3 protein-coding genes are annotated in these 4,076 nt (G+C 72.6%); 1 reads left to right on the forward strand and 2 read right to left on the reverse strand.

The genetic code is table 11. The features are described 5' to 3' along the window. Positions 1-1,243, forward strand: a 1,243-nt coding sequence (locus AB0C29_RS36910) for a response regulator transcription factor (RefSeq protein ID WP_360830500.1), incomplete at its 5' end; no start/stop codon positions are given. Positions 1,244-1,252: 9 nt separating this feature from the next. On the opposite strand, the gene AB0C29_RS36915 is transcribed toward AB0C29_RS36910, so the two are convergent. After that, complete coding sequence (locus AB0C29_RS36915) at positions 1,253-2,224, reverse strand: DUF1152 domain-containing protein (RefSeq protein ID WP_360830502.1); 972 nt, start codon at positions 2,222-2,224, stop codon at positions 1,253-1,255. A gap of 83 nt (positions 2,225-2,307) precedes the next feature. Beyond that, positions 2,308-3,990 (reverse strand): alpha/beta hydrolase, encoded by a 1,683-nt coding sequence (locus AB0C29_RS36920; protein WP_360830505.1) that lies wholly within the window; start codon positions 3,988-3,990, stop codon positions 2,308-2,310. Positions 3,991-4,076 lie beyond the last annotated feature (86 nt).

Raw genomic sequence — 4,076 nt, forward strand, 5'->3', positions numbered from 1 at the left:
CGCCGCGCTGCACTGGTCGGACAGCGCCCTGGCCCTGGCCGACGAGTTCGACCTGCCGGCCGTGCGCCTGGCCGCGCTGCTGGAGAAGGGCTCGACCCTCACCGAGCGCCCGCAGACCGCCGCCGAGGGCCGGGAGATCCTGTCCGGCCTCGTCGACGAGGCCGAGAAGGCCGGCGAGTGGGTGCTGGCCGCCCGCGCCCTCAACAACCTGGTGCACGGCGAGCCGCCCACCTCACCGGCCGAGCACGCCGAGACCCTGGAACGGATGCGGCTCGACGCCGAGCGGGCCGGCTTCGAGTCGCTCGCCGTGGCCACGAACTTCCAGGGCCGGGCCCGGCTGGCGATCCGGGCCGGCGATCTGGACGCCGCGATCGCGGCGCAGGAGTGCGGAGCCGCGCAGGACCGCGGCTACCGGCGCCGGGGCCGCTGGGCCGACTACCACGGGGTCTTCCTGGCCGGGCTCTACCTGGAGGCCGGCGAGCTGGACCGGGTCGAGGAGCTCATCACCGACCTGGCGGCGCTGACCGACAACCCGCCGACGACGATCCCCGGCCTCGCGTTCAACCTCGCCTGCCGCCGCGCCGACCTGCCCCGCGCCGAGGCGGCCCTCGACGAGCTCGTCACCACCATGGTCGAGGAGAACTGGCACAGCGGTGAGCAGGCCCACGACCTGATCTCCGCCGCCCTGGAGATCGGCCTGCCGCCGCACCAGCTCGACCGGATGGCCGCCGCGCTGCTCGACGAGGACGTGTGGGACGCCTATCGCACCCTGGTCGACGCCCAGCTCGCCGAGGCACGCGGCCGGCACGCCGAGGCGCTCACCGGCTATCTGTCCATCACCGAGGCGCACATCCTGGGGCCGGCCAACCGTGGCACCGTCCGCGTCGGCGCCGCCCGCTGCCTCCTCGCGGAGGACCGGCGCGAGGAGGCCACCGCGCAGGCCGAGGCGGCCGCATCCCTGCTGGCCGGGTGGCGGGGCTGGCGGGTGGATCAGCTCGCCCGGGTACGCGCCCGGCTCGGCATGGCCCCGGTCGACGCGCCACCGGCAGTGACCGGGCCGGCCGCGCTGACGCCCCGCGAGCGCGAGGTGGCCGTGCTGATCAGTGACGGGCTGACCAACACGGAGCTGGCCCGGCGCCTCTACATCTCACCGAAGACCGCCGCCGTGCACGTGTCGAACATCCTGCGCAAGCTGGGCGTCTCGTCGCGTACGGAGGTGGGCGACCTCGTCGGGCGGCACTGACCACGGTGGTCAGTGCGGATACACGCGCGGGATGCGGGGCGAGATCTCGGCCCGGAACTTCTCGATCCGGCCGGTCACCTGACGCCGCCCCCAGGTGTTCTCGAGGCGGTCGAGGTAGAGGCACCGGGCAGCAAGCTTGTCGAGGTCGACGGTGAAGTACATGGCCATCAGCGGATTGACGAACAGGGTGCTGCCGCTGGTGCGCCGGGTGAACTGGACGTCGCCGAAGTCGCCCCGGGTGGCCGCGGCGATCTGGCCGTGGACGATCGTCGGCCGCTCGGGCGTGGCGGCCTGGGCATGGGCGACGGCGTCGCGGTACAGCTCGGCCTCGCGGCTCGCGCCGGGGATGGACAGGGCCCCGAGATAACCGCCGTCCCGGTCGAGGGCGGCGAGGTTCTCCAGCACCTCGACATGGTTGACGCCGTCGTGGGCGTCGATCCCGAAACCGAGACAGGTCACCAGCTTCACGGCCACGTCCAGGCCGGCCACCGCGGCGAGGCTGGTGATGTCCTCCACCGGTGTGCCGAGGTTGCTCTCGTCGCCGCGCAACAGGATGTCGGTGCCACCGTCGACCAGCACCACCGCGTCGATGTCCAGCTGGTCGATCAGGTGCCGGTAGCCGTCCCGCAGGCGTTCGACCCCGAGCGGCGGGAACGCGTACACCGTCGAGGGCAGGTCCTGATCCGCCAGCCACCGGGCCAGCGTGCGCTCGGGGAAGTACCAGTCCGTGCTGGCCGAGCCGGGCGTCACCACGGCGACGTTCTCCGCCGCCCAGCTGTCCCGGTCGAGCAGGACGAGCTCGGAGAAGGACAGGTTGGCCAGGTGCACCTGGACGCCGCTGCGCCACAGGGCCAGGGCCAGGGGCAGGCCGGCGTACACGTCGAACCCGCCGCCGGCCCCGGCGATCAGGACATTGCGGGCCGGAGCCAGCGCGGCGAACAACGGCGGGGTGGTCAACGAGAAGGTGCCGGATTCGATCACGGCCCCATGATCCGGCCACCGCCGGGGGAATCCCAAACCGTCCGCGTGGGCAGGGCAGCCGGAGCCACCCCGCCCACGGGCGGTCACTTCGCCGGCGTCAGCGGCGACTCCGGGATCAGCGTGGCGACCGGCGGGCGCTGCTTGCCGGTCGGCGTGGACAGGGTGGTGGCCTCGCCCGGCGGCGGCAGCGGCTCGGTGAACGGCTGCACCGAGTCCGTGCAGACCGTGCCCTTGGCGGGCGGCGTTCCGGTCAGCAGATAGTTGTCGATCGCGGTGGTGGCGCACACGCCCGAGCCGTACGCGGTGTGCCCCCAGTTGTTGCTCGACAGCAGCCGCGAGTTCGGCAGCAGCCGGCTCGACGAGACGGCTCCCTGGTAGTTCGTCGCCGGGTCCCAGAAGTTGCCGACGACCAGCACCGGGGCGGCGGTCCGCTTGGTGAACGGCCCGCGGTAGGCGTCCTCGTCCTGGACCGTCCACGTCTTGTGGGCGCACTGGCTGTCGATCCAGCCCCAGGCGCGGCCGAAGTACGGCGCCTGCTGGTCGCGGCGGGCGGTGGCGGCCGGCCAGAGCTCGGCGTTCGCCGGGTGCCGGCCGTCGGTGCAGATGACGGCGCTGCTCGCCTCGAAGCCGTTCTGGTACGGGAAGTCGTACCCCCGCTTGGTCGCCTTCGCCGCCCGGGCCCGTTCGGTCAGCGCGGCGGTCGAACCCGCGTTCAGCGCCGCCCAGACCTCGGCGGCGATCTCGGTGACCACCTGGCCGGCGTCGGTCCCGTAGAGCGAGCCCAGGATGGCGCTGACGAAGACCGCGTACGTGACGGTGACCGTGCCGCCGTCGCCGTCCGGCAGTTCCAGCGGCTTCGCGCGCAGTTGCCGGGCGATGGTCTCGAAGTTCTTGACCGGGTCACCGCCGGCGAAGACGCAGAACTTCTCACCGGCCCGGTCGCAACGCTTCAAGATCTCGATCAGGGCCCGGTACGCGCCGTCGGACGAGCGCAGCCGCTCGTCGAGGATCTGCCGGGTGTTGCCGACCCAGGCGGTCGGGTTGAGCACGCCGTCCACGGTCAGCGCGCGGAACCGGTCCGGGAACATGTTCGCGTAGTACTGGCCGAGGGCACTGCCGTAGCTGAAGCCCAGGTAGTTGAGCTTGCGGTCACCCACCGCGCGGCGCATGACGTCCATGTCGCGGGCCACCTCGGCGGTGGACATCGCGCCGGACAGCGGCCGGCCGGTGGTGGAGCAGGCCTTGCCCAGCCGCTTCGAACCCTGCACGTACCGCTGCTCCTCGGTCTTCGTGACCGGGAACGGCACGTTGAGCAGATCGAGGACCGCGGTCTGGTCCTTGACCGACTTGAAGCAGCGGAGGTTCGCGCTGGCCCCGATGCCGCGGGGGTCGACGCCCACGATGTCGAAGCGCTGGAGCAGCGAGTCGCTGAGGAAGTACGGCGCGAACTGCACGAAGTCGGTCGCCGATCCGCCCGGACCGCCGGGGTTGAGGAACAGGCTGCCGATCTTGTGCTTCTGGTCCTTGGCCTTGATCCGCAGCACGGCGATCTCGGTGGTGGGACCCTTGGGCTGGTCGTAGTCGAGCGGCAGCTGAGCGGTCGCACACTCGGCGATGTCGTAACACTTGTACCAGCCGAGCTTGGGCGTGGGCACGGCGTCGACCCGCCGGCTCTCCGCCTTGCTGGTGCGCTCGGCGGCCGGGGCGGCCGACCCCGGCGCGGCGGCGGGGGCGGGCAGCCCCAAGGGCGCCCCCGCGTCGGGCACGAGTAGGTGCGGCGTCAAATAGAAACCGCAGACCCCGAGGAGCGGGGCCCCCGGCGCCGGGGGCGCGGCCCCCCGCCAAGAAGAGA

The sequence above is a fragment of the Actinoplanes sp. NPDC048791 genome (genome assembly GCF_040650095.1).
Classification (GTDB): domain Bacteria; phylum Actinomycetota; class Actinomycetes; order Mycobacteriales; family Micromonosporaceae; genus Actinoplanes.